16 protein-coding genes and 12 pseudogenes are annotated in these 23,134 nt (G+C 56.0%); 20 read left to right on the forward strand and 8 right to left on the reverse strand.

The features are described from left to right. The first annotated feature begins 10 nt into the window (after positions 1-10). The 12 genes and pseudogenes from atpG to phoU all read left to right on the forward strand — a co-directional run bounded on the left by atpG (position 11) and on the right by phoU (position 11,712). Positions 11-874, forward strand: coding sequence for a F0F1 ATP synthase subunit gamma (atpG, locus tag SGP1_RS21880; protein ID WP_011412218.1), 864 nt, complete (start codon positions 11-13; stop codon positions 872-874). A gap of 32 nt (positions 875-906) precedes the next feature. Further along, the gene (gene atpD / locus SGP1_RS21885) at positions 907-2,289 is read left to right on the forward strand and encodes a F0F1 ATP synthase subunit beta (protein ID WP_011412219.1); all 1,383 of its coding nucleotides are present in this window, start codon (positions 907-909) and stop codon (positions 2,287-2,289) included. A gap of 20 nt (positions 2,290-2,309) precedes the next feature. Further along, a complete protein-coding gene (locus tag SGP1_RS21890) occupies positions 2,310-2,732 on the forward strand; it encodes a F0F1 ATP synthase subunit epsilon (RefSeq protein ID WP_011412220.1) in 423 nt (140 codons plus the stop codon). A 281-nt stretch (positions 2,733-3,013) separates the two neighbouring features. After that, complete coding sequence (gene glmU / locus SGP1_RS21895; protein ID WP_011412221.1) at positions 3,014-4,390, forward strand: bifunctional UDP-N-acetylglucosamine diphosphorylase/glucosamine-1-phosphate N-acetyltransferase GlmU; 1,377 nt, start codon at positions 3,014-3,016, stop codon at positions 4,388-4,390. Between the two features lie 147 nt (positions 4,391-4,537). Next, positions 4,538-6,370, forward strand: coding sequence for a glutamine--fructose-6-phosphate transaminase (isomerizing) (gene glmS / locus SGP1_RS21900; protein ID WP_011412222.1), 1,833 nt, complete (start codon positions 4,538-4,540; stop codon positions 6,368-6,370). Positions 6,371-6,622: 252 nt separating this feature from the next. After that, complete coding sequence (locus SGP1_RS31040) at positions 6,623-6,772, forward strand: hypothetical protein (RefSeq protein ID WP_158302471.1); 150 nt, start codon at positions 6,623-6,625, stop codon at positions 6,770-6,772. After that, entirely contained in the window at positions 6,753-7,199 is a 447-nt protein-coding gene (locus SGP1_RS21905) for a hypothetical protein (protein ID WP_050747912.1), read from the forward strand. Before SGP1_RS31040 ends, SGP1_RS21905 begins: the two co-directional genes overlap by 20 nt. A 45-nt stretch (positions 7,200-7,244) precedes the next feature. After that, positions 7,245-8,284 (forward strand): annotated as a pseudogene (gene pstS, locus SGP1_RS21910) (phosphate ABC transporter substrate-binding protein PstS). A 46-nt stretch (positions 8,285-8,330) separates the two neighbouring features. Further along, on the forward strand, positions 8,331-9,284 hold the full coding sequence (gene pstC, locus SGP1_RS21915) for a phosphate ABC transporter permease PstC (protein ID WP_011412224.1): 954 nt from the start codon (positions 8,331-8,333) through the stop codon (positions 9,282-9,284). Next, positions 9,284-10,145 (forward strand): annotated as a pseudogene (gene pstA / locus SGP1_RS21920) (phosphate ABC transporter permease PstA). Before pstC ends, pstA begins: the two are co-directional and overlap by 1 nt. A 38-nt stretch (positions 10,146-10,183) precedes the next feature. Beyond that, positions 10,184-10,959: pseudogene (pstB, locus tag SGP1_RS21925) on the forward strand (phosphate ABC transporter ATP-binding protein PstB). A gap of 14 nt (positions 10,960-10,973) precedes the next feature. Continuing rightward, positions 10,974-11,712, forward strand: a pseudogene (phoU, locus tag SGP1_RS21930) (phosphate signaling complex protein PhoU). Between the two features lie 176 nt (positions 11,713-11,888). On the opposite strand, the pseudogene yieH reads toward phoU, so the two are convergent. The 8 genes and pseudogenes from yieH to SGP1_RS21965 form a co-directional block, all read right to left on the reverse strand. Continuing rightward, positions 11,889-12,422, reverse strand: a pseudogene (gene yieH / locus SGP1_RS21935) (6-phosphogluconate phosphatase); the annotation flags it as partial. 680 nt (positions 12,423-13,102) lie between these two features. Beyond that, positions 13,103-13,441, reverse strand: coding sequence for a PTS galactosamine/N-acetylgalactosamine transporter subunit IIA (locus SGP1_RS21940; protein ID WP_424141130.1), 339 nt, complete (start codon positions 13,439-13,441; stop codon positions 13,103-13,105). A gap of 99 nt (positions 13,442-13,540) precedes the next feature. Then, positions 13,541-14,321, reverse strand: a pseudogene (locus SGP1_RS21945) (PTS system mannose/fructose/sorbose family transporter subunit IID); the annotation flags it as partial. 305 nt (positions 14,322-14,626) lie between these two features. Then, positions 14,627-14,860, reverse strand: a pseudogene (locus SGP1_RS21950) (PTS sugar transporter subunit IIC); the annotation flags it as partial. Positions 14,861-14,875: 15 nt separating this feature from the next. Next, positions 14,876-15,294, reverse strand: a pseudogene (locus SGP1_RS21955) (PTS sugar transporter subunit IIB). A 58-nt stretch (positions 15,295-15,352) separates the two neighbouring features. Next, on the reverse strand, positions 15,353-15,820 hold the full coding sequence (locus SGP1_RS35885) for a hypothetical protein (RefSeq protein ID WP_341532828.1): 468 nt from the start codon (positions 15,818-15,820) through the stop codon (positions 15,353-15,355). Positions 15,821-15,932: 112 nt separating this feature from the next. Beyond that, entirely contained in the window at positions 15,933-16,244 is a 312-nt protein-coding gene (locus SGP1_RS35890) for a hypothetical protein (protein WP_050747914.1), read from the reverse strand. A gap of 58 nt (positions 16,245-16,302) precedes the next feature. Beyond that, positions 16,303-16,524 (reverse strand): annotated as a pseudogene (locus SGP1_RS21965) (transcriptional repressor AgaR); the annotation flags it as partial. A 173-nt stretch (positions 16,525-16,697) separates the two neighbouring features. Here SGP1_RS21965 and SGP1_RS30425 point away from each other — a divergent pair. From SGP1_RS30425 to SGP1_RS34675, 8 genes and pseudogenes are all read left to right on the forward strand, one after another. Continuing rightward, positions 16,698-17,024 (forward strand): hypothetical protein, encoded by a 327-nt coding sequence (locus SGP1_RS30425; RefSeq protein ID WP_148203627.1) that lies wholly within the window; start codon positions 16,698-16,700, stop codon positions 17,022-17,024. A 678-nt stretch (positions 17,025-17,702) separates the two neighbouring features. Further along, entirely contained in the window at positions 17,703-18,269 is a 567-nt protein-coding gene (locus SGP1_RS21970) for a hypothetical protein (RefSeq protein WP_041867295.1), read from the forward strand. Then, the gene (locus tag SGP1_RS21975) at positions 18,266-18,547 is read left to right on the forward strand and encodes a hypothetical protein (protein WP_041867296.1); all 282 of its coding nucleotides are present in this window, start codon (positions 18,266-18,268) and stop codon (positions 18,545-18,547) included. Before SGP1_RS21970 ends, SGP1_RS21975 begins: the two co-directional genes overlap by 4 nt. A gap of 261 nt (positions 18,548-18,808) precedes the next feature. Continuing rightward, positions 18,809-20,235, forward strand: a pseudogene (gene proP / locus SGP1_RS21980) (glycine betaine/L-proline transporter ProP). 227 nt (positions 20,236-20,462) lie between these two features. Next, positions 20,463-21,688, forward strand: a pseudogene (locus SGP1_RS21985) (arsenic transporter). Further along, positions 21,649-22,009, forward strand: a pseudogene (locus SGP1_RS31045) (zinc-binding dehydrogenase); the annotation flags it as partial. The pseudogenes SGP1_RS21985 and SGP1_RS31045, both read left to right, overlap by 40 nt. Positions 22,010-22,302: 293 nt before the next feature. After that, positions 22,303-22,731 (forward strand): hypothetical protein, encoded by a 429-nt coding sequence (locus SGP1_RS34670; RefSeq protein WP_243466129.1) that lies wholly within the window; start codon positions 22,303-22,305, stop codon positions 22,729-22,731. Then, positions 22,701-22,988, forward strand: coding sequence for an FCD domain-containing protein (locus tag SGP1_RS34675; RefSeq protein WP_243466130.1), 288 nt, complete (start codon positions 22,701-22,703; stop codon positions 22,986-22,988). The genes SGP1_RS34670 and SGP1_RS34675 overlap by 31 nt, the downstream gene beginning before the upstream one ends. Positions 22,989-23,134 lie beyond the last annotated feature (146 nt).

Here is a 23,134-nt window from a genome sequence, read left to right on the forward strand (position 1 = left end):
AGAAGCAGAAATGGCCGGCGCAAAAGAGATACGTAGTAAGATTGCAAGCGTCCAGAATACGCAAAAGATCACCAAAGCGATGGAAATGGTCGCCGCCTCCAAAATGCGTAAAACTCAGGAACGCATGGCGTCCAGCCGTCCTTATGCAGAAACGATGCGCAAAGTGATTGGTCACCTTGCACTGGGTAATCTGGAATACAAACACTCCTACCTGGACGAGCGCGACGTGAAGCGCGTAGGTTACCTGGTGGTGGCAACCGACCGCGGTCTGGCGGGCGGCCTGAACATCAATTTGTTCAAAAAGCTGCTGGCCGACATGAAAGAGTGGAACGGGAAAGGCGTGGAAACCGAACTGGCGCTGATTGGCTCCAAGGCGGTGTCTTTCTTCAATTCGGTCGGAAGCAAAGTGGTTGCACAGGTGACGGGCATGGGGGACAACCCCATGCTGTCTGAATTGATCGGGCCGGTAAAGGTTATGCTACAGGCCTATGACGAAGGCCGCCTGGACAAGCTCTATATTGTCAGCAACAAATTTGTCAATACCATGTCCCAGGTGCCGCAGATTCTGCAAATCCTGCCTCTGCCGCCTGCGGAAGAAGCGGATTTGAAGATCAAATCCTGGGATTATCTGTATGAACCCGATCCCAAAACGCTGCTGGATACCCTGCTGCGTCGTTATGTGGAATCGCAGGTTTATCAGGGCGTCGTTGAAAACCTGGCCAGCGAACAGGCCGCGCGTATGGTAGCGATGAAAGCCGCAACGGACAACGGCGGCAGCCTGATTAAAGAGCTGCAACTTGTTTACAATAAGGCTCGACAGACCAGCATCACTCAGGAACTCACCGAAATCGTCTCGGGAGCCGCCGCGGTTTAGGTTTAGGTTACGAATTACGTAGAGGATTCAAGATGGCTACTGGAAATGTTATCCAGGTTATCGGCGCCGTGGTCGACGTCGAGTTCCCGCAAGACGCCGTACCCAAGGTGTACAATGCTCTTGAAGTGGAAAACGGCGCCGCGAAACTGGTGCTGGAAGTAGAACAACAGCTGGGCGGCGGCGTCGTCCGCTGCATCGCGATGGGCTCCTCCGACGGTTTGCGTCGCGGCCTGAAAGTGACCGATCTCGAACGCGCGATTGAAGTGCCGGTGGGTAAAGCTACCCTGGGCCGCATCATGAACGTGCTGGGCGAGCCGGTCGACATGAAGGGCGATATCGGCGAGGAAGAGCGTTGGTCCATTCACCGCCCAGCGCCGAGCTATGAAGAGCTGGCCAGTTCCCAGGATTTGCTGGAAACCGGTATCAAGGTTATCGATCTGATGTGTCCGTTCGCCAAGGGCGGTAAAGTCGGCCTGTTCGGCGGTGCCGGCGTGGGCAAGACCGTTAACATGATGGAGCTCATCCGCAACATCGCTATCGAGCACTCGGGGTATTCCGTGTTCGCTGGCGTGGGTGAACGTACCCGTGAAGGTAACGACTTCTATCATGAAATGACCGATTCCAACGTTATCGATAAAGTATCGTTGGTGTATGGCCAGATGAACGAGCCGCCGGGCAACCGTCTGCGCGTGGCGCTGACCGGTCTGACCATGGCGGAGAAATTCCGTGATGAAGGTCGTGACGTTCTGCTGTTCATCGACAACATCTACCGTTATACCCTGGCCGGGACCGAAGTGTCTGCACTGCTGGGCCGTATGCCGTCCGCGGTGGGCTACCAGCCGACGCTGGCGGAAGAAATGGGCGTGTTGCAGGAACGTATCACTTCCACCAAAACTGGGTCTATTACCTCGGTGCAGGCTGTTTACGTCCCCGCGGATGACTTGACTGACCCGTCGCCGGCGACCACCTTCGCCCACCTTGACGCAACCGTGGTTCTGAGCCGCCAAATTGCCTCACTGGGTATTTACCCGGCGGTTGACCCGCTCGACTCCACCAGCCGTCAGCTGGATCCGTTAGTGGTAGGCCAGGAGCATTATGATGTGGCCCGTGGTGTGCAGTCCATTTTGCAGCGCTATCAGGAACTGAAAGACATCATCGCTATCCTCGGCATGGACGAGCTGTCCGAAGATGACAAGCTGGTGGTATCGCGCGCGCGTAAGATCCAGCGCTTCCTGTCTCAGCCGTTCTTCGTGGCGGAAGTGTTCACCGGCTCGCCCGGCAAGTACGTGGCGCTGAAAGACACGATCCGTGGCTTTAAAGGCATCATGGACGGCGAATACGATCATCTGCCGGAGCAGGCGTTCTACATGGTGGGTTCCATCGACGAAGCCGTGGAAAAAGGCAAGAAACTGTAACGCCTTGAGAGGAGGGTGATATGGCTGCAAAAATTTACCATCTGGATGTGGTCAGCGCCGAAAAACAGATGTTTTCCGGGCTGGTTGAAAAAATCCAGGTGACGGGCAGCGAAGGCGAACTGGGGATTTTCCCCGGCCACGCGCCGCTGCTCACCGCTATTAAGCCCGGTATGGTGCGTATCGTTAAAGAGCACGGCAACGAAGAGTATATCTACCTGTCCGGTGGCGTGCTCGAAGTGCAGCCCAGTACGGTTACCGTATTGGCCGATACCGCCATTCGTGGCGAGGATCTTGACGAAGCGAGAGCAATGGAGTCCAAGCGTAAAGCGGAAGAGCATATCAATAACTCCCACGGTGATATTGATTATGCCCAGGCCTCTGCCGAGCTCTCCAAAGCGCTGGCGAAGCTGCGGGTCATCGAATTGACCAAAAAAGCGATGTAATCAAGAGCGTATGTAAAGAGGCCGGTCATCATGACCGGCTTTTTTTATCTTTAATTAAGTGGCCGGCCAAAGTGAGGTCAGCAAAGGGGATTTCGCGCCTGTAATGCTGAAAAAAACGTCAAGAGCACCGCCATTTTCCTTTCTGGCAACACAATCGTGACAAATAGCCTTAGCGCTGGACGACGACGCCCTGTAAAGTGTTTTTCATGCCAAGATATGTAGAAATCCCGCGTGCGAACGGGTTTACTTTCGTCTGATAAATAAGGTTCCACAGGATGGTTATGTCGAATCGAGCATTAAGCGTGGTTGTCCTTGCCGCGGGCAAGGGAAGTCGTATGTTTTCCACCTTGCCGAAAGTGCTGCATCCCCTTGCCGGCAAAGCCATGGTGCAACACGTTATCGATACCGCTATGCGGCTGGGCGCGTCGCGCATTCACCTGGTCTATGGTCACGGCGGCGAGCTGCTGCGCGAACGGCTTGCCCGGCAGTATGCGCCTTTGAATTGGGTGCTGCAGGCCGAACAGCGCGGCACAGGTCATGCCGTTCAGCAGACGCTGACCTGCCTGCGCGACGAAGAAGATGTCTTGATCCTGTACGGCGATGTGCCGCTTATCTCTCCTGACACATTGCAGTGCCTGCTGGCGGCGCGTCCGCAGGGGGGCATCGGCCTGCTGACGGTGACGCTCGATAATCCTGAGGGCTATGGCCGTATCGTGCGTCTTAACGGTGAGGTGGCCGGTATCGTCGAGCAGAAAGATGCCAGCGAGCAACAGCGGCAGATTAAGGAAATCAACACCGGCATTCTGGTCGCCGGCGGCGAGGATATCAAACGCTGGCTTGGACAGTTAACCAACAAGAACGCGCAGGGCGAGTTCTATTTGACGGACATCATCGCCATGGCCTGGCATGAAGGCCGTAAAATCAATGCGGTGCAGCCCACCCGGCAGACTGAGGTCGAAGGCGTGAACAATCGGCTGCAGCTTGCGCGGCTGGAGCGGCTCTTTCAGCGGGAGCAGGCGGAGCGTCTGCTGCTGGCCGGCGTGATGTTGTCCGATCCTGACCGTTTCGATCTGCGCGGCGAATTTCGCCACGGGCAGGATGTATCCATTGATACCAATGTCATTCTCGAAGGGCAGGTCACGCTGGGCGATCGGGTGATTATCGGCACCGGCTGCGTCCTGAAGAATGTGGTCATCGGTGATGATGTGATCATCAGCCCTTATACCGTGATTGAAGACGCGCGCGTGGCGGCGCGCAGTACTCTCGGCCCCTTTGCCCGCCTGCGCCCCGGCAGCGAGCTGGAGGAAGACGCACACGTGGGGAATTTCGTCGAGATGAAACAGGCCCGCCTGGGTAAGGGCTCGAAAGCCGGCCACCTCAGCTATCTGGGGGACGCCGAAATTGGCGCTCAGGTCAATATCGGCGCCGGTACCATCACCTGCAATTACGATGGCGCCAACAAGCATAAGACCCACATCGGCGACGATGTTTTCGTCGGTTCCGATAGTCAGCTGGTGGCGCCGGTGACCATCGGCCGCGGCGCCACCATCGGCGCCGGCACCACCGTGACGCGCGATGTGGCCGAGGGTGAAATGATTATCAGCCGGATACGTCAGTTTCCCCTTGCCAACTGGACGCGACCGGTGAAGAAAAAATGAGGATGCGGCCGCCCCTGCGGGCGATTTTGCCCGCCGCCTAACGTTACCACGGCCGGCAAAACCCTTGGCGTGTTGCGGCGCCGCACCGGTCGGATTTTGTGCTAGCTCATAACGGCGACTGCCGCCGTTCAATCAGGAATAACCGAGATGTGTGGAATAGTAGGCGCGGTTGCGCAGCGTGATATTGCCGAGATCCTGTTGGAAGGATTACGTCGTCTTGAGTATCGTGGGTATGATTCCGCCGGGCTGGCGGTGGTGGATAAAGACGGTCATCTGCAACGCCTGCGCCGCGTGGGGAAAGTGAGAGCCCTGACCGAAGCGGCCCAGGCTCATCCTCTGTCCGGCGGTACCGGCATTGCCCATACCCGCTGGGCGACCCACGGCGAGCCGACGGAAAACAACGCGCATCCCCACGTCTCCGGCCATATCGTGGTCGTCCATAACGGTATCATCGAAAACCATGAACCTCTGCGCGAGCAACTGCGCTCACGTGGTTACACTTTTGTTACGGAAACCGATACCGAAGTGATCGCGCATCTGGTGCATTGGGAGCAGCGCCAGCAGAACGGCGCGCTGGTCGAGGTAATGCAGCGGGTGGTCGGCGCGCTGCGCGGCGCCTACGGAACGGTTATCATGGATAGCCGCGATCCCAACATGCTGGTCGCGGCGCGTTCCGGCAGTCCGCTGGTCATCGGCCTCGGCGTCAGCGAGAACTTCCTGGCCTCCGATCAATTGGCGCTGCTGCCCGTCACCCGCCGCTTCATGTACCTCGAAGAGGGAGATATTGCTGAAATCACCCGTCGTACCGTTCAGGTTTGGGATAAGGCGGGCCAGATTGTGGAACGCCCGGAAATCGAATCCCAGGTTAAATATGATGCCGGAGATAAAGGGCTGTTCCGCCATTACATGCAAAAGGAGATCTTTGAACAGCCGCAGGGGATCAAAAATACCCTGAAAGGCCGCTTCAGCCACGGTGAGGTGACGCTGTCGGAACTGGGTGAGGGCGCCAATGCGTTATTGAGCCAGGTGCAGCACGTGCAAATTATCGCCTGCGGCACGTCTTATCATTCCGCCATGGTGTCCCGTTACTGGTTCGAGGCGCTGGCCGGCGTACCCTGCGATGTAGAAATCGCCTCCGAATTCCGCTATCGCAAACCCGCGGTGCGCCCGGGCAGCCTATTGATTACCCTGTCCCAATCCGGCGAAACCGCTGATACGCTGGCGGCGCTGCGGCTGACCAAAACGCTGGGCTATCTCGGTTCGCTGGCTATCTGTAATGTTTCCGGCTCCTCACTGGTGCGCGAATCGGATATGGCGCTGATGACCCGGGCCGGCACCGAAATCGGCGTCGCTTCCACCAAAGCGTTTACCACGCAGTTGACGGTGTTGTTGATGCTGGTGGTCCGTATTGGTCGCCTGCGTGGTATGGAAAAACGGGTGGAGGAAGATATCGTTCATGCTCTGCAAGCGCTACCGAGCCGGATTGAGCAGATGCTGTCGCTGGATGAGCCTATTGAAACCCTGGCCGAAGGTTTCTCCGATAAACACCACGCGCTATTCCTGGGTCGCGGCGATCTTTATCCTATCGCCATGGAAGGGGCGCTGAAGCTGAAAGAAATCTCCTATATCCACGCGGAAGCTTATGCCGCGGGAGAACTCAAGCACGGGCCGCTGGCGCTAATTGACGCCGATATGCCGGTCATTGTCATCGCACCGAACAATGAACTGTTGGAAAAGCTGAAATCCAATATCGAGGAAGTTCGTGCCCGGGGCGGTTTACTGTATGTGTTCGCGGAACAGGATGCCGGTTTCACCGCCAGCGAGAATATGAAGATTATTCCCCTGCCGCACGTGGAGCAGATTGTGGCGCCTATTTTCTACACTGTACCCATGCAACTGCTGGCCTATCATATCGCCCTGATTAAGGGGACTGACGTTGATCAGCCGCGTAACCTGGCCAAATCGGTAACGGTAGAATAACCTTATCACGTGCGGCGTCGTCGTCGGTGACAGCGTGCCGGCGGCGCCCGCTGTCATCAAGGTCAAGGGGGCTCTCAGCGCCGCCCTGTGCTCCTCGCTTTGCCCCTTTAAGGCGAAAAAACCATAGCGACTACTACGCCGGGATGCCGCTGCACGTCTGACTCGGGGTGTCTGCGGCGATGCGGACGGGCCAGCGGCGCAATAGATACCGGCGCGGTACAAAGTTTCGTCAGCGAAGATCTTATCGGCAGAATGAAAAAGCAGTATCACAATGTTACCTCTAGCTACCGGCAATCTCCCAGCGCCACCGCCAGCGGACTGGGCCACGATAATGACTACTTGATAGACGGCCTGACCTTTAACGGGTATGCCGGTGGGTCGCATGAAAATCAGCGGCAATAAAAACGACATGTATAACTTGGGTATGGATTTCTTCGGCCGTTTCGACAATTATCTGTTTGTCCCGGACCAAATGTTGTTTTGCTATAACGCCCGCCAATTCACGCGTAATGATAAAGCGCCGTTGCGCAATATCGGTATACGCTTTCACCAGCAACGGGTGGAGATTTTCTATAATCAACCGCAGGACCTGGCCCGCTACGGTCTGCAAAATGGCGACCAGCTCCGTGAAGTCAATGGCCACGCGGTCATGCCGGAAGCGATTAGCGATATCCGCCCGTTACTGGCTGATACCCCGGCCGGGAAATTGACGCTTGTCATCGAGCGCAACGGTCAACGGCGCCATTGTCATCTAGCAGTCATATTTCGTACATCTTGCTGTCACCAAACTGACCTATTTTCCCTCCTGCACGGCAGTCATCTTTACTAACAACAAGTATCCGATGTCGACATTGTTTATCCCACAGGAGGGATTATGAAACTGATTCGTACCACCCTAGCCGGTATGTTGCAGCCTCTTTCACGATGGCGGCGGTTCCCGCTTTTGCCGCCGCCAGCCTGACCGGTGCAGGTGCGACCTTTCCGGCGCCGGTTTACGCTAAATGGGCGGATTCTTATCAAAAATCCACCGGCGTAAAAGTCAACTATCAGGGCATCGGTTCCTCCGGCGGAGTAAAACAAATCGTCGCCAATACCGTTGATTTTGGCGCCTCTGACGCACCGCTTAGCGATGAACAGCTTAATAAAGATGGCCTGTTCCAATTCCCCGCTGTTATCGGCGGCGTCGTACTGGCCATTAACGTGCCGGGCGTAAAAAGCGGTGAGCTGACGCTGGACGGTAAAACGCTGGGTGATATCTATCTCGGTCAAATCAAAAAATGGAACGATCCGGCTATCATCAAACTTAACCCCGGGCTGAATCTGCCAGATCAGGCGATTGCGGTCGTACGCCGCGCCGATGGTTCAGGCACCTCGTTCGTCTTCACCAGCTATCTCTCCAAGGTCAATCCCGATTGGAAACAGAAAATCGGTGCTGGCTCAACGGTTAACTGGCCGGTCGGTTTGGGTGGCAAAGGCAATGACGGCGTGGCCGATTTTGTACAGCGTTTACCGGGCGCCATCGGCTATGTGGAATATGCCTATGCCAAACAAAATCATTTCGCCTATACCAAACTTATCACCGCCGACGGCAAGCCGGTATCGCCTACCGAGCAAAACTTCAGCGCGGCGGCGAAAGGCGCCGATTGGGAAAGCTCTTTCGCCCGGGACCTGACCAACCAGCCGGGCAACGACGCATGGCCGATTACCTCCACCACTTTCATTTTGCTGCATAAACAACAAAATTGTCCTGAGCAAGGAAAAGAAGTCCTGAAATTCTTTGACTGGGCCTATAGCCACGGTGTGCAACAGGCGAGCGAACTGGACTATGCGGCACTGCCCGATATGGTCACTACTCGTATCCGCGCGGCCTGGAAAACCGAACTTAAAGGCAGCGACGGTAAGAGCATTTGGTAATGGCGTTTTCTCTCCTGCGGGAGAATCACCTTGATGTGAGCAAGCTATGGCGGAAATGAAATCGGTGACACGCGCGCCGGGAAAAAGGGGCGATCTGTTATTTGGCACGCTGGTGCGCGCGGCAGCGCTGGTCACATTGCTGCTGTTGGGCGGCATTATCGTCTCGCTTTTCGTCGTGTCCTTGCCGAGTATAAAAAAGTTTGGCTTCTCCTTCTTGTGGACCCGTGAATGGGATGCGCCAGCGGAACGTTTTGGCGCTCTGGTACCCATTTACGGCACGCTGATGACCTCGTTTATCGCCCTGCTGATTGTGGTACCGGTCAGTTTCGGTATCGCGCTGTTTCTCACTGAACTGGCGCCAAGTTGGTTAAAACGTCCGCTCGGAGTGGCTATCGAGCTCCTGGCGGCCATACTGAGTATCGTCTATGGCATGTGGGGGCTGTTTGTCTTTGCCCCCCTGTTCGCCCGCTACTTCCAGCAGCCGCTGGGAGATGTGCTGTCGGCGGTGCCTTTTGTGGGCGTGCTGTTTTCCGGCCCGGCATTTGGTATCGGTATTTTGGCGGTGGGTATCGTACTCGCCATCATGATTATTCCCTATATCACCGCGGTCATGCGTGACGTCTTTGAACAAACGCCGGTGCTGATGAAAGAATCAGCGTACGGTATCGGCTGCACCACCTGGGAAGTGATATGGCACATCGTTTTGCCGTTCACCAAAAAAGGTGTGATAGGCGGCGTGATGCTGGGGCGGGCGCTGGGGGAAACCATGGCGGTGACCTTTATTATCGGCAATACCTACCAGCTGGACAGCCTGTCGCTGTTTGTGCCGGGGAACAGTATCACGTCGGCGTTGGCCAATGAATTCGCCGAGGCGCAAGAAGGGCTTCACACCGCGGCGCTCATGGAGCTGGGCCTTATTCTCTTCGTCATCACCTTTATTGTACTGGCCTGTTCGCGATTAATGATAAAGCGGCTGGCGAAACATGAAGGAGGCAGATAATGGCGACGATGGAACCGTTGGTACGTAACGTGCCGCAACAAGAAGCGCTGCGCAAACGCCAAAGCTGGCGGCGGATGAAAAACCGTATCGCGCTGTGTTTATCGCTATTGACCATGGCCTTTGGCCTATTCTGGCTATTCTGGCTATGCTGGATCCTGATTGCGACCGTCGGCCGCTACGTTTTTAGAAATAACGCCGCCGTCGAATACCGCCGGCAGCGGGCTGGCGAATGAGCTGATGGGTAGCGGCCTGCTGATTTTGTGGGCCACGCTAATCGGTACCCCCCTCGGCGTGCTGGCTTGGGTGTATCTGGCGGAGTATGGCCGTCGATCCTGGCTGGCGGAGGTGATCCGCTTCATCAACGACATCCTGCTTTCTGCTCCCTCCATCGTAATTGGTCTGTTTGTTTACAGTCTGGTGGTGACACGGATGCAGCATTTCTCCGGCTGGGCCCCGGGGTGATGCAGGTACCAATCGTTATCCGACTACCGAAAATATGATGCGGCTGGTTCCCGATACGCTGCACGAAGCGGCTTATGCGCTGGGTACCCCAAAATGGAAAATGATTTCGGCCATCACCCTGAAAGCCTCCCTATCCGGTATTTTGACTGGGGTGCTGCTGGTGGTGGCGCGAATTGCCGGCGAAACCGCGCCGCTGCTCTTCACGTCGTTGTCCAATCAATTCTGGAGCACCGACCTGATACAGCCTATCGCCAACCTGCCGGTCACGATTTTCAAATTTGCTATGAGCCCGTTTGTGGAATGGCAGCAGTTGGTCTGGCCGGGGTATTGATTATCACCTTGTGCGTGCTGCTGCTAAATATTATCGCCCGGACAATATTTGCCAGGAAAAACCATTAAGCGCCGGCGGCGTTGTGCGCCGCGGCCAGGAGAGAAGTATGAACCCGATTCACCCCGCCGGTAAGAGTAAGCTACAGGTCAGGGATCTTAATTTTTATTATGGGAAATATCATGCGCTGAAAAATATCAGCCTCAATATCAAACGTAATCAGGTTACAGCGTTTATCAGACCGTCCGGCTGCGGTAAATCCACGCTGTTGCGTACGTTTAATAAAATGTATCAGCTTTATCCCGATCAGCGTGCGCAGGGAGAAATCATGCTCGACGGACAGGATATCCTGGCCGATACCGGCGATGTGTCTCTATTACGCGCCAGGGTGGGAATGATTTTCCAAAAACCTACCCCCTTTCCCATGTCGATTTATGACAATATCGCCTTTGGCGTACGCTTATTCGAGAAGCTGTCGCGTGCGGATATGGATGAACGGGTACAATGGTCATTGACCAAAGCCGCCCTGTGGAACGAAACGCGTGATAAGCTGCATCAAAGCGGCTACAGCCTTTCGGGAGGCCAACAGCAGCGTCTATGCATCGCGCGCGGCATCGCGTCCGCCCCGACGTGCTACTGCTGGATGGAACCCTGCTCGGCGCTGGATCCGATCTCGACCGGGCGTATCGGAGAGCTTATTTCCTAGCTGAAAACTGACTATACGCTGGTGATCGTAACGCATAATATGCAGCAGGCGGCGCGCTGCTCTGATTATACGGCGTTTATGTACCTGGGAGAACTGTCGAATTCAGCGATACCGACAGTCTGTTCACCGCGCCGCAGCACAAACAGACCGAAGACTACATCACCGGCCGCTATGGTTAATCACGGGGCATGCTATGGATAATCTGAATCTTAACAAACATATTTCCGGCCAGTTCAACGCTGAACTGGAGCATATCCGCACCCAGGTGATGGCGATGGGGGGACTGGTTGAACAGCAATTGACCGACGCCATCAGCGCCATGCACAACTAGGATGGGAGCTGGCCCGACGCGTCATCGCGGGCGATGCCAAGGTAAACATGATGGAAGTGGCGATCGACGAAGCTTGCGTGCGCATATCATCGCGAAACGCCAGCCGACCGCCAGCGACCTGCGCCTGGTGATGGTTATTATTAAGACCATTTCCGAGCTGGAACGCATCGGCGACGTGGCCGATAAAATTTGCCGCACCGCGCTGGAAAAGTATTCCCAACAGCATTTACCTATGCTGGTCAGCCTGGAATCCCTCGGCCGCCATACTATGCAGATGTTGCACGATGTCCTTGATGCCTTCGCCCGTATGGATTTGAATGAAGCGGTGCGGATTTATCGTGAAGATCACAAAGTCGATAAAGAATACGAAGGGATTGTTCGTCAGTTGATGACCTATATAATGGAAGATACCCGCACCATTCCCAGCGTTTTGACTGCGCTCTTTTGCGCGCGCTCTATCGAACGCATTGGCGATCGTTGCCAGAATATTTGCGAATTTATTTTCTATTTTGTCAAAGGTCAGGATTTCCGCCATCTCGGCGGTGACGCGCTGGAAAGTTTGTTGACCGACAAGCCGGAAGACCCGGCGGCGATGGAGTAACGTCTCATCAGCCAGAGGCCGCTCGTCGCACCTGTCTGCGTGGCCAGCGGATTTCCCTGCGATGGCGCCTTCCCAACGTCGTCGGTGTTATCCAACCCTTTTTTACCCGTCCGTTTTTTCTGAACCGTGGTTACAGTGACGGGGCCGGCGCGTGCGTCAGGATCCAGCCGCGTTCACGCCATCATGCCGGCTTGGGCACCCGCCAGGGAATCTTCGATCAAAATGCAGCGCTCGGACCGGCAATGACATCTCCGCGGCGGCATGATGGATGAGCGCAGGGTCTGGTTTCCAGCGGCCGAGAGTATAACCGCTAAAGAGCCGATCGTTGAAAAAGGGCAGCAATGACGTCAGCCCCAGCGAGTGTTCCATTTTGCTGACCGGCCCGTTAGAGACCCCGCCATCGGCACCATAATTTGCTCCAGCAGCGCGCGGATACCTTCGATAGGTTTCAGGCCGAGATCGAACAACCGCGCCACCTCCTGACGATATTGGCGTTCCAACACCTCAATCGGCTGCGTGAGGCCATATTGCTGCCGGAAGTCGTCAAAGATCTGATAGAGCTTGATGCCTTTAAAGTGCTTGATTGCCTCCTCAAGGCTGATATCAATGCCATAGAGGGCACACACCACGGTGTAGGCTTCGCAGCAGAGAGTCTCGCTGTCAACCAACGTGCCATCACAGTCAAATAATACGTAGGAAATATCGGTCATGAGTGCCGCCTCGTTGCGGAAGTGCCGCGGTATATTGTCTTTACTTTACACGATTTCAAGGCATGGTGATAAACAAAGGGGATCAGGGTGTTTGGCGCCGGCTAGCGTTAGGTGTGCAGGGACCGGTGAGGGAAAAGAACGCTGCGTCAGGCGCGGGCTGTTAAGTGGAAATGAAAAACAGCGGGAGAAATATATCGGGTATTTTTAACTATTACTTTATTTTCAAAGTATATAATATTACTGAATAAACGATTCCCGGATGCTCTAGACACAGTATGCATCCAGGATGACACAGTACTGCAGTGACGAGACGATAATAGCAATTGCGGCAGAGAAGTAAATAAAATCTTTATCAAAACCGTATATTCCAGGCATTTTTTTCAGGTGATGATATTTATATTAATAATATTTTATGTTAATTTTATGATTGATAGTAGTTGATTTTTTATTACATTGAAGACTTTTAATGATAATGGGGAGTGCTTTTGCAACGCAGATAGTAGCGAGATCCTACGACCGGCTCTTTTCACACGCCTGATGAGGGGATGGCAGGCGAGGGCGGGTTCGGGCGGCAGCAGACACACCGACCCAACCGGCATCCTCCGACGGTCGCACCGAGGGGAGGGTCGGTCGCTGTCAGAAGACGCCGCGGAGGGTCAAGCTGCCCGTTGCCTTATTGTTCAAATCCCCGATTCTGTGGACAATACGGGCGCAGATCGATGTTGCTGGTGCCAGAGGCTGGTAATGCAGCACTGTCCGCATTCCAGCGCCCGGTCGCGGAATGTCTCGGTATCCAAATGCTGGCGATCCAACATCATTTCCACCGCCATTTGCAGATTAGTGCCGGTAATGACCTCATAGCCCGGGCGGGCGAGGGCGATATTGGCCGCTTCACGAAAGGGGCTTCCACCCAGCATATCACTCAGGAAGATGACGCCTTCCCCGTCGTCACAGCGGGAACAGGCGGCCGTCAGACGCTTGCCCAGGTGTGCCCCTCGGGAAAATCTACCGCCACGCACAGCGTTTGCCGGCCTGGGACTTGTTCCAGCACCTGCAATAAACCGCTGGCGAATGTGCCGTGTCAGGTAATGATTACACCCAACATAGTTCCTCCTTACTTACAGCAGGCCGATGGCTTTACCGGCGACGCCGATGACTACCGTCAGTCCAATAAGCTTAACCGGCGAAAAACCGCGTTTCATCAGCCAATACACTAGCAGCGTGAAGCACAGCGGCAGCAGATTCGGCATCAGTTTATCCAAGACGTTGGTTTGCAGCGCTACGCTTGCCTTACCGGCATGCATCACCAGCTGCGTCGACAATTGCACATAAGACGCCACCAGCGCACCGATAACCGCCATGCCGATAATGGAGGCGGCGTGGGAAATATTTCGGGTATGGGTCTTTAGCTTGGCAAGCGCGCTAGTGCCGGCGTGATAGCCATAATGCGCCAAACCGAAACGTAACCCGAAATGCACCACGTTAAACATCAAAAGGAATACCAGCGGCCCGAACAGGCTGCCTGAGAGCGCCAGCGAGGCGCCGACACCTGCGCAGACCGGTAGTAGCGTTAGCCAGAATAACGCATCGCTGATTCCGCCAAGCGGTCCCATTAGCACAACCTTAACGGCGCGAATCGTCGATAAATTTTCTTTAGCGCCCTCCATGGCCAGTACCAGCCCGCTGAGAAACGTCACGTCAAACGGATGCACATTGATAAACACCATGTGCATTTTCATGGCGTTGGACAAATCCTGTTCGTTACGGTGGATTTTACGCAATCCCGGGATCAAGGTATAAAGCCAGCCTCCGGGCCTGCATACGCTCATAATTGAAAGACGCCTGTAGTAGCAGCGAGCGCCACGCCATCCGGTTAAGGTCGGCACGACTCAGCATCGCGGCGGGTGGTGTCCACCGAGCCTGTGCAAGTCATAAAACGCCAAATCGTCACTCTGCCAGCATCGCGCTTTCCGGTTCCGCCACCCTCTATCGCCAGTACCGGGCTTCGCCGCCATCCGCCGCGTAAGCTGGGTTGCCTGGAGCGGTGTCAACTGCACTGGGTGGGGATCTCCGTTAGCGGTCGTTATGAGATCGCGTGGGAAGGCCCGTCAGGTCAATACCGCGCCAATCGCCGCGGCTGACCAGGCGGTCGCAATGATGCATCAGCGGCGAGAACAGGGTAAATTGGCGTCCGCGTGGATCAATATGGCGAAAGCGGTGCCGATAATCCCGCCTATCACCACATTCGGCGGTTGCGCACCGGCCAGCGGGACCATGCCCATCCACACCAGCTCCAGCGTCCCACCCACCAAAAGACCGGTATGCACGTCGCCTAAAATAAGCCCCACCACCGGTCGGTGAAAGTGCGTCAGCCCGTTAAACATATCCACGCCGGCCAGGCCCGCCAGCAGACCAATCAACAGCGCCTCGGTAAACATAGACTTCTCCTTCCGTCAGTCCAAGAGCCGGTCGACTGGCTCACCGCTTTCGTCCGGTACCCGGCGAATTTCGCATCGCACGCCCAGACGCGCCAGTTCGCGAAATGCCGCAATATCGTCGTCATCCACCGAGACAGTCTTATGAATCTGCCGTTTGCCCTCGGCGAAATGCATATTACCGACGTTGACCGCTTGGATTGGCACATCGCCGCGCACCAGCGTCAGCACGTCCTGCGGGGTTTTGCAGACGATGAAAATTCGCTGACGTGGTGCGGCACGATGAATAACGTCGATGGTTTTTTGCAGAGTGAAATAGCGGGTTTCCACGCCCGGCGACACACCATATCCATTAAACTTTGCTGTATCGGATCGGCGGCGGCCTGATCGTTGGCCACCAGCAATAAATTCGCGCTCAGGGAATTGGCCCAGGTCACACCCCCTGGCCATGTACCAGCAGGTTATCAATCCGGGTCAGTAAGATATTTGGCGCGGTCATGCGTCTTCCTCCTGCTGTTTGCGTTGACCGGCGCCTTGGCCGGCTGGATAGGGATAAAGTGTCACGCCCTGCACGACGCAGTTTACCTCGCCGGTAGGACAGGAATTGTCGGGGGTGACGCCGAGCGTTAGCGAGGTTTCCAGCTCCAACAGCTGCAGGAACATCAAATAGGGCAAGCTCAGCCAGATATCCTGCTGCGCGCCGGCGACGGCCAGCGTTTCCGGCACGCCGCACAAACAACCAGCACCGAGACACATGACATGCGTGAACCCACCGCGCGCCAATGGCTTGATCTGCTGCTGCCATGACGCCTGCTGGTGGTCGCACCAATCGGCGACCGAATGCAACATCTCGCCGCTCTGTGCCAGTGACCAAGGACCCAGCACCAGCAGCATGCAGCTAAAGCTTGAGGTCATGGCGAACCCCTGATCCAGCGCTTCCGGCGGCATGAGCAGAGTACACACGCGCTCCCGATCCTAGCCGAAACGAGCCAGTTCTCCCTCGGCGTTACAGATAATAACGAGATGATGACAGTCGGGCAGCACGCGCTCTGCCAGCGTTACTGCGGCCAGACTCTCAGGGCTGTTGCCGGAGCGGTCGTAGGAAACCAGCAGTGTTGGACGCGACGACATCCCGGCCTGTCGCCTCAAGGAGCCAGGGCGCCAGAGCACGGCCGATAAAGTCTGAAGAGCCGGCGCCGCACAGCACGATGCGCAGATCCGGCTGGCGCAGAAGTGTCTGCAAGAACGGCTGCCAGTCAGGCTGAAGCTGTTGCACGTGCTGGACTACCTGGCGCCAAAGCCAGGGTTGCTGGTGGATCTCGCGGGCGGTGTGCAGCGCCTGACGCTGGCGCAACCACTCCTCGGGATAGGAATACAGCTGTTTCATCTTCATACTCCTTGCTTCCCAGGAACACAGACCCGGGACAAAAACAATTCGATAGGGGCTAGTCGCCGGCGATAATGACCTCGACACCCATATTGGTCAGCGCCAATCGGTAATCATCGGGGATGCGGCTATCGGTAATCAGCCGCTGGATCCCGCGCGCAGGACGGATCAGGCAAAAGCTCTTGCGACTAAATTTACTGGCGTCCGCCACGGCGATGATTTCGTGCGCGACTTCGCACATGGTGCGATTGAGGCTCGCCTCGCCGGCGTGTTTCGATGATTTTTTCACGACGACTCAGGGTGTCCAGCGCCATGTTGTTCTACTCCCGGTTACTGCAATGTCAGCCTGCAAGGTGAGGGAGGTGAAAGGATTACACTTGACCTCGACTCTATTACAGCAAAGGCCGTAGGAGCGTGTTGTGAGCACGGTCACAGCTTATTTTTTGTCGCTAAGTGATTAAAAACACTTTCGTTTCACCTGCAAGCGAAAGCGGAAATACCGCACCTGGTGCACTTAAAGAAGAGGGGGGAATCGCATTTTACGTCACGCTGATTTCCACAGGATGGGTGAAAACAAAAAAGCTGGTATCGATTTTGCCCGAGTTGGCTTCCCATGTCGCGTGTGAGCCCGATGGCAAATTTAGCAATGGGCGAGCTTCCGCACCACTACGCCCCATGTTGTGGCGATGGCACACACCTGAAGCGGGTAAGCTATTGGCGGCCACCCGTTATAGTTATTTCGTCGCGGAAATTCCGGCTTCGACCAGAGAGAAAACATGAGCCCCTTTTTATTGGACTGCTCCTGTAGTCGTGAATAGCGTGGCGTCGGTTCAGCCGGTTCAGCCGGTTCAGCCGGTTCAGCCGGTTCAGCCGGTTCAGCCGGTTCAGCCAGTGCGCCGCAATGGGGGACGGTGAACCCAGAGGTAACCCACGCCGCGACCCTTTGCCTCCCCGCCCTCTAACTACCCTATGGTACGATGGTACCGGTGCCAGTCACACCCAGACCAGCCCGAGTATGCAGTTCGATGAAGACTTGTGTTGAAAGGGATCTGACGCCATGAAAGGCCGCTCAGTGACTGACAGAACGATCCCGCGCATGTCGCGCCGGCGTCCGTTTCATGTCATGTTCTCATTGGAGTACTGTTTACCTTTTGAGCGGTAATATCAGGGAGCATATAGGTTAAATGGGTTCGTGGTCCCGCAACGGGCGCCATCCACCGGCGGCTTTCCTCGCGGCGTGCCCTGCCTTACCCGGCGATGTCGGCAGGGGTCAACGCGCCGTCTGCACGGGCACTGCGATCAATCTTCTGGCATTGGCAAGGGGCGCTTATGAAAGGAATCATCGCGCGGCCGCAACTATGTAATCGGGATAGCGATCGCGGGCACAAGCCAGGCGCCGTGCGCCGACGTGCGGACAGCCGCGGTTCCTGCGTGCCGCGGCAAAGGTTCCCGTAGTCCATGCGCGGCGCTATCGGCAAGCATGCCCTTGCCGGCCTAGGCGCCGGGGGCGTGCCCGCTATGTTAAATGGCCTGCTTGCTCCCGGTGGGCCGCGCGCGGCGGCGGAAAAACGCTGGGGTCTGGTCCCCTGTGCCGATCCCTGCCGGCTGTTGCTGTATACGGCTGCCTTTCTGGCGCCGGGCTGTGGCTGGCTGCCGATCGGCGATTACCGGGCGTTTATCATCCTGGTGGCGGCAGTGCTGTTGTTTTTGCTGTGGAATCTCTATCGGCTGGGCGTGCCGGAGGCGGCGAACGCAACGGGTGAGGGCTATCACGCCGTGCACAATTTGGCGCTGCCGCCCTCGGACGGCAAAGGTCTGGACCGGCGTTTTCTTAAACTGTGGTCGCGACCTGCAGCGCATGGTCCGGCGGAGCGGTGTTGTATGTTATCTTACCGTCTTTCGACGCCCATCTCTTCGGTAATGACGGCATCAATTTCTGGTTTTCCTGGTACGCCGTCAACATGGCCGCGCTCACCCTGCTGGAGAGAAAGGGGTTTCACAGACGGGCAGGCGGCAGCGCCGTGACCGGTCTGTTGCTGATGCTGGCGGTGGCGGTGCAGACCGCCGGGGTCCATCTCGCGTTCGGCTATCTCTATCAACAGGCGCTGAATGTCTGTTATCGCGGCAGGATGATGCTTTATCTGGGCCTGCTCTCCTTGGCGGGTGCATTGGGCGAATGTGGAACGTTAGCCGTCTATTGGCTTACGGGCAATCCACGCCTCACTTTGCTGTTGATTTTGCTGCTGCTAGGGGTGGTGATATTGCGCTATCGCCGTTATGGCGCGCGCGAACCAGGAAGATAGCGTCAAACGATACCCCGTCATACTGGACGTCCTGTTAGCCGCAGGCCTAGTTTCTTCTCTTTGCGGCGAAATTTGCGTGCTATCGCTTTACCACGGAAGCATCACGCGGTGGTATGCGAGTTTTCGTCAATCGTCAACGGGAATCGCGGCAAATAACGTGTCAGCACGGCGCCGAAGATCGCTGCACTGTGACAGGTGCCGATACCTGAACTAAAATGAGGTTTAAGGCTCATTTACAATGTTTTACAGGATATCGCGTTAATGAAATTAGGGAAAAGCAAACATAAGCCGCTGCGCATCAACGACATCACCATTATTGACGACGCCAAATTAAAAAAAGCCATTACCGCGGCCGCGCTGGGAAATGCGATGGAGTGGTTTGATTTTGGCGTTTATGGTTTTGTAGCCTTTGCCTTAGGGCAAGTTTTCTTCCCGGATGCCGCTCTCGGAATCCAAATGATCGCTGCACTGGCGACCTTCTCGGTGCCGTTTCTGGTGCGTCCGTTGGGCGGTGTCTTTTTCGGCGCGCTGGGCGATAAATTCGGCCGGCAAAAGGTACTCTCGATCACCATTATCATCATGGCGATAAGCACCTTCTGTATCGGGCTCATCCCCTCTTATGCCTCAATTGGTATCTGGGCGCTGGTGCTGCTGCTGTTGGCCAAGCTCGCGCAGGGGTTTTCGGTCGGCGGCGAATATTCCGGCGCGGCCATCTTCTGGCTGAATATTCCCCGGACAGTAAGCGCGGATTCATGGGGAGCTGGCTGGATTTTGGCTCCATCGCCGGGTTTGTCTTAGGCGCCGGTCTCGTGGTGCTGATCTCAAGCATTGTCAGCGAATAAAATTTCCTCGACTGGGGCTGGAGAATCCCTTTTTTCCTGGTGGCCCCCTGGGCATCATCGGCCTGTATTTGCGCAATGCGCTAGAGGAAACGCCGACCCTCCAGCAGCATATGGATAAAATGGAGTCCGCCGATCGCGAAACGCTGAAAGAGCGGCCGCGCCTTTCGGTACGTGAGGTCGCGTCCAAACACTGGAAAGGATTGTTGGCCTGCGTGGGGCTGGTGATTGCCACCAATGTTACCTATTACATGCTGTTGACCTACATGCCCAGCTATTTATTGCACAATCTGCACTATTCGGAAGATCATGGCGTATTGATTATTATCGCCATTATGGTCGGCATGCTGTTCGTGCAGCCGGTGGTCGGGATGTGGAGCGATAAAGTGGGCTGTAAAGCCTTTGTCATCGGCGGCAGTATTGGCCTGTTTATCCTGGAGATCCCCTGTTTTTCCCTGATAAACAGCAATGTGCTGGGGCTGATATTCCTCGGTCTGCTGCTTAACGCCTTTATCGGCGTCATGGCTTCCACACTCCCGGCCATGTTTCCCACGCAAATCCGCTATAGTGCTTTGGCGATTTCCTTTAATATTTCGGTTTTGATTGCCGGCTTACTATCTGATGGTGATTGCGGTAATCGGGTTGGCGACGGGTCTGTTCATGCCGGAAACGGCCAACCGGCCGCTGAAAGGCGCCAAGCCTTCCGCCACCGATCGGGCAGAAGCCAAGGAGATCCTGCAAGAGGGTTATGACACCATTGAGCAGCAAATTGACGAAATCGATGCTGAAATTATAGTGTTACAGAAAAAACGGCAAACCCTTATCGATCAACATCCCCATGTCAATTAATATCGTGTCTGCAAAAAGGTTTTCTACCCAAAACCGGGTTTTGCTGGCGTCTGGGGCTTTTGCGCCGTCGTCTGCGCAAACGCGGATCGGGCCCAGGAGAATACACGCCTTAACGACAGGGAAAGTCCCCGCCGTGATGCGCCCGCCGGCGTGATTGAATTGTAATAAGCAGCAAAAAATTCCCGGAGGGAGATATGTGGCTGGCGTCGGCGATATTTGTGGTGACTATGATATTAGTCATCGCACAACCCAAGGGGCTCGTTATTGGTTGGAGCGCGCTCATCGGCGCGGCGCTATCGCTGGTGGGCGGCATCGTGCATCTGAGCGATATTCCCCTTGTCTGGCACATCGTTTGGAATGCTACCGCCACCTTTATCGCCATTATCATTATCAGCCTGCTGCTGGATGAGTCGGGGTTTTTTGAATGGGCGGCGTTGTATGTGGGCGCTGGGGAAAGGGCAACGGCAGACGTCTTTTTATTTTCATCGTACTGGGCGGTGCCTGCGTCGCGGCCCTGTTTGCCAACGATGGCGCCGCGCTGATCCTCACGCCTATCGTGATGGCGATGCTGCTGGCGCTGGGATTCAGCTGGCGCGCTACATTGGCCTTTGTCATGGCGGCAGGTTTTATCGCCGATACGTCCAGTTTGCCGCTGGTAGTCTCCAATCTGGTCAATATCGTTTCCGCCGATTTCTTTGCCCTGCCGTTCAATCATTATGCCGCGGTAATGGTGCCGGTAAATATCGTCGCCGTGATCGCGACTCTGAGCATACTGTTTCTGGTTTACGGCCGTGATATTCCCTCCGGCTATTCGCTGGCGAAATTAAAACCGCCGACTGAGGCCATTCGAGATCGGCGCACGTTTATGACCGGTTGGGGCGTGCTCGCGCTGTTATTGGTGGGTTTTTTTGCGTTGGAGCCGCTCGGGGTTCCCGTTAGTCTGATCGCCGCCGTGGCGGCACTCATCTTGTATTGCGTGGCGCGCCGCACAAGGATCATCGATATCACTCGCGTGTTGCGTCACGCCCCCTGGCAAATTGTCATTTTTTCCCTCGGTATGTATTTGGTGGTCTACGGATTGCGCAACGCCGGATTGACCGATGTCCTGGCCAGCGCGTTAAATTGGCTGGCGGCCAAAGGGTTATGGACCGCCACCCTGGGTACGGGGTGCTTACCGCGCTGTTGTCACTGGTAATGAACAACCTGCCTTCGGTGCTGGTTGGCGCGCTCTCCATCGACGCAGCCATACCGCCGGCGTGGTAAGGCAGGGAATGTTTATGCCAACGTCATCGGCTGCGATTTAGGGCCGAAAATCACCCCTATCGGCAGTCTAGCCACGCTGTTATGGCTGCATGTGCTGGCAAAGAGATTGTCATTAACGGTGCCGGTTGAGGAGCCCGCAACTTTCCCCGCCGGCAAGAAAAAAGCCTTTCTGGCGGACTCGCCAGCCTGATCGAGCCTTTCACCATCGCCGCCAATATTACTGCCTACCTCAAACCGATACCGGCGGATGTGGCGCTGATTTACGGCGCGGGCCCGATGGGGCTGGCTGGCCGCCATTCAGGTGCTGAAGGGGATATATGATGTGTCTAAGGTCATCGTGGTCGATCGGATCGAAGAGCGGCTGACGCTGGCGCGCGCCAACGGGGCAGATCAGGTGCTAGATAACAGTCAAACGCCGCTGGCGGAACAGCTGGACGGTCTGCGTCCGACGCTCATCATTGACGCCGCCTACCATCCCTCCATCCTGCCGGAAGTGATGGCGCTGGCCAGCATTCGAGCGCCATGCGCGCAAAGTTTATTGCCGCTGTGGCGGCGCCTCACGACAACAATCGGTCCCAGCGCACACCGCCAGAGGGCTGCGATGGCTGCGGCGTCATCACGGCAGCGTTCCGTCCATTTGGTGGCCACTGGTCATTGCGCCATCCGCCGCGTCTTGGGATGGCTTGTATCCCTTTTAGTGCAAGGATCCGACAAAAAAGTCTGGCGTTTGCCGCCGCCCCCACCTTAGACTTATCGTCCAAAAGCCTGTCTTGTGGCTACTACTGACAAAACGGATCGTATCGAATGTCGATTTCTTATGCCATCACCGCCGGTGAACCCGTCAATCAGCAGATTTATCGTTTTCTGCGTCATGATATCGTCACCTGTGCGATTCCTCCGGGTTCGCTGCTGTCGGAAAAAAGAGATTGCGTTGCGGTTTACCGTTTCGCGCCAGCTGGTGAGGGAGGCGTTTATCAAGCTGACCGAAGCGGGTCTGGTGCAGGGCTGCCCCAGCGCGGTACCTTTGTACGCAAGATTTCCGCACGGCGGGTCGCAGACGGCCGCTTCATCCGTGGCGGTGGAAACGGTGGTGGTGCGTCGGGCCGCACTGCAAATGTCGCCCGCATCGTTAATGCAGCTCGAGCACAATCTACCTACAGCAGCAGTCGCTGGCGGCGTCCTACCACAATAGCCATGAGTTTTTGCGGCTGGACGATGAATTTCACCGCCTGATAGCGCAAAGTATTGATTGTGAGCTGGCCTGTGAAACCGTGGAAAATATCAAAGCTGCGCTGGACCGCGTACGCTTTCTTACCAAGCGAAGTGTCGCCGCCGGAGATATTGATCGGTCAGCATCAAGAAATTTTCTATGCGTTAAAGCGCGTGATGCCGATACAGCGGAGGATGCGCTGCGCCGTCACCTGCAGCAAATGATCCTCACTATCATTACCATAGCCCAGCGCAATAGTCAATGGTTTGAAGAAGAGTAGCGGGTTTATGTCGGGCTGCTCTCCAGCACGCGGCTGAGCGCTTCTGCAAAGAGGCCCCTGGCGCCCCAGACCGGGTTAGATTAAGGCCACGACGCCTGATACGCGGCCGTACGGCGACCGTAGGCGTGGGGCCAGGCGCGTTCGCA

The organism is Sodalis glossinidius str. 'morsitans' (genome assembly GCF_000010085.1).
In the GTDB taxonomy this organism is placed as follows: domain Bacteria; phylum Pseudomonadota; class Gammaproteobacteria; order Enterobacterales; family Enterobacteriaceae; genus Sodalis; species Sodalis glossinidius.

Excerpts from the sequence above, each read along its gene's own strand:
- atpG (WP_011412218.1), top strand. The coding sequence starts at position 11 with ATGGCCGGCGCAAAAGAGATACGTAGTAAGATTGCAAGCGTCCAGAAT.
- atpD (WP_011412219.1), top strand. The coding sequence starts at position 907 with ATGGCTACTGGAAATGTTATCCAGGTTATCGGCGCCGTGGTCGACGTC.
- SGP1_RS21890 (WP_011412220.1), top strand. The coding sequence starts at position 2,310 with ATGGCTGCAAAAATTTACCATCTGGATGTGGTCAGCGCCGAAAAACAG.
- glmU (WP_011412221.1), top strand. The coding sequence starts at position 3,014 with ATGTCGAATCGAGCATTAAGCGTGGTTGTCCTTGCCGCGGGCAAGGGA.
- glmS (WP_011412222.1), top strand. The coding sequence starts at position 4,538 with ATGTGTGGAATAGTAGGCGCGGTTGCGCAGCGTGATATTGCCGAGATC.
- SGP1_RS31040 (WP_158302471.1), top strand. The coding sequence starts at position 6,623 with ATGAAAAAGCAGTATCACAATGTTACCTCTAGCTACCGGCAATCTCCC.
- SGP1_RS21905 (WP_050747912.1), top strand. The coding sequence starts at position 6,753 with ATGAAAATCAGCGGCAATAAAAACGACATGTATAACTTGGGTATGGAT.
- pstC (WP_011412224.1), top strand. The coding sequence starts at position 8,331 with ATGGCGGAAATGAAATCGGTGACACGCGCGCCGGGAAAAAGGGGCGAT.
- SGP1_RS35890 (WP_050747914.1), bottom strand. The coding sequence starts at position 16,244 with ATGAAACAGCTGTATTCCTATCCCGAGGAGTGGTTGCGCCAGCGTCAG.
- SGP1_RS21970 (WP_041867295.1), top strand. The coding sequence starts at position 17,703 with ATGCGCGGCGCTATCGGCAAGCATGCCCTTGCCGGCCTAGGCGCCGGG.
- SGP1_RS34670 (WP_243466129.1), top strand. The coding sequence starts at position 22,303 with ATGTCGATTTCTTATGCCATCACCGCCGGTGAACCCGTCAATCAGCAG.